2 protein-coding genes are annotated in these 2,449 nt (G+C 58.6%); both read right to left on the reverse strand.

The annotated features are described in order from the left end of the window. Positions 1 to 144: 144 nt before the first annotated feature. On the reverse strand, positions 145 to 483 hold the full coding sequence (locus GT495_RS10570; RefSeq protein WP_161162597.1) for a hypothetical protein: 339 nt from the start codon (positions 481 to 483) through the stop codon (positions 145 to 147). A 249-nt stretch (positions 484 to 732) separates the two neighbouring features. Beyond that, the gene (locus tag GT495_RS10575) at positions 733 to 2,214 is read right to left on the reverse strand and encodes a DUF1846 domain-containing protein (RefSeq protein WP_161162598.1); all 1,482 of its coding nucleotides are present in this window, start codon (positions 2,212 to 2,214) and stop codon (positions 733 to 735) included. Between the last annotated feature and the right edge of the window lie 235 nt (positions 2,215 to 2,449).

Genomic DNA, 2,449 nt, shown 5'->3' on the forward strand with positions numbered 1-2,449 from the left:
GGGGCCGCGGGGGCGTTCGGCTAACTGCGGGAACGGCCTATTTGCTCAATGTGTTCGGCTGAGATCGGAAATCAACCTTTCTCCATCTCGAAACAAAACGCCGTCCGGTTGCCCAGACGGCGTTTCCCCTATGAGTGCGCGCTGTTATCGATCGGTGACTTCGTCCTTGATCAAGTCCTGCACGAGCATACCGGCACGGATGCCCTCTAGATACCACTCGCCACGCTCCGTGAGACAAATGCCATTTGCGAGCTGGCCGCCGTCGTCGCTGTAGCGCGAGACGACCTCAATGATGTCTTCGGATTCCAAGCGTTCAATTGCCGCGCGGGCGCGATACGGAGACACCCCCACGCGCTCGGCAAGCGTCTTGCGCGAAAAGCCATAAAGTCCGCCGTTGTCTTCGGACTGCCGTGCAATCTCCATCAGCACCTGCACCTCGACACGCTTCATATCGTTGACACTCGCACGACCCTTGCCAGCCATGGCAGCCTCCTCAAACCGAGCACGGACATCACTTGCACCGTGCGCGACCGGCACACCCCATGATGGCCGGCAACATCCATCATGCGGCATCCCCGCATAAGGATGATACAATTAGGGTTATTGTATACCGCCCAAATCGCTTATAGGCAGGTAAACGGGCTATTTTTAGGTTAAACGGTAACTTTGTTGATAAAAGGGGCACACCGAATGTATACCCGATGTGCCCCTTTCAGGCCAATTTATCCAGGCTTAGCGGTGGAAGAAACCGTGGCGCTCGAACTTGGGCTCGCAGCACACGTTGATGCCCAACTTGCGCAACACCGTCTCGTCCGTCGGCGAGATGATCACGCTAAAGAAGGCATCGCAGCCGCGCAGCTGCTCCAGGCCCGAAAGGACGCGGGCCGCCGTCTCGCTCGTTGCCGAGGTGATCGAGAGCGCCATAAGCGTCTCGTCGGTGTGCAGGCGCGGGTTCTTGCTACCCAGGAAATGTGTCTTGAGCTTGCTGATAGGCTCGATCGCCTCATCGCTAATAACCTCGAGCTCAAGGTCAACGCCCGAGACATGCTTAAGCGCATTCATGATGAGCGAGCTCGCGGCGCCCAGGCGTGTGGAAGTCTTGCCGGTCACCACGGAGCCGTCGGGCATGACCATGGCGCCTACGGGGCTACCCGTCAGCTGCTCCCTGGTAAGGGCGGCCGAGCGTGCCGGCGAATAATTCTTGTCGATACCGGCCTTCTTCATAATGAGCTTGAGACGATCAACCTGCTCATCGCCCACACCGGTGCGGCGCACGGCCTCGACCGCAGCAAAGTAGCGGCGGACGATCTCCATCTTGGAGGCATCGCGACAGGCATCGTCATCGGTGATGGCAAAGCCGACCATATTTACACCCATGTCGGTGGGACTCTGGTAGGGGCTCTCCCCCAGAATCTTTTCCATCAGGGCACGGACCACTGGGAAAGCCTCGACGTCACGGTTGTAGTTGACCGTGGTCTTGTTGTAGGCCTCCAAGTGGAAGGAGTCGATGATATTGGCATCGTCGAGGTCGGCCGTGGCGGCCTCATAGGCGATGTTGACCGGATGCGTGAGGGGCAGGTTCCAGACCGGGAACGTCTCGAACTTGGCGTAGCCAGCGGCGGTGCCGTGCTTGTGCTCGTGATAGAGCTGAGACAGGCAGGTGGCGAGCTTGCCCGAGCCGGGGCCGGGAGCGGTGACCACGACAAGTGGACGGGTGGTCTCGACAAACTCGTTCTTGCCATAGCCGTCGTCGGACACGATCAGATCGACATCGTGTGGATAGCCCTCGATGGGATAGTGCAACTTGGCGGGAATGCCGAGCGCGTTCAGGCGATTGCGAAACACATCGGCGGCGGGCTGGCCGGCGTACTGGGTGATGACCACGGCCGCGACAGCAAAACCGTTGCCGCGGAACAGGTCGACCAGGCGCAAAACGTCCTCGTCATAGGTAATGCCCAGGTCACCGCGAGCCTTGTTCTTCTCGATGTGGTTCGCGTTAATGGCGATGATGACCTCGACGTCGTCGGCAATGCTCTTGAGCATGCGAAACTTGCTGTCCGGCTCAAAACCCGGCAGCACGCGGCTCGCGTGATAGTCGTCAAACAGCTTGCCGCCAAACTCCAAGTACAGCTTGCCGCCAAACTGCGAGATGCGCTCCTTAATATGAGCGGCCTGCAGCTCGATATACTTCGCGTTGTCGAAACCCTGGCGCATGTATGGCTCCCGTCCCGTTTCCATTTAGTGTCTTAGGCGATTATAACGGAGCAGACTCTCCCCAACCGCCGGGGCCGGGGTAGCTAATTTGGGACGGGGCATTTTTGACTACCCAGGGCTGCGAAGTAGTCAAAAAAGCCCCGTCCCAAATTAGCTACCCATTACAGTCTGAAATAGGCCATCGATAAATTTCGATGGCGAGCATTCGGCGCATTGCCTACGATACGGGCAAGCC

The organism is Collinsella sp. BIOML-A6 (genome assembly GCF_009875845.1).
Taxonomy (GTDB): domain Bacteria; phylum Actinomycetota; class Coriobacteriia; order Coriobacteriales; family Coriobacteriaceae; genus Collinsella; species Collinsella aerofaciens_H.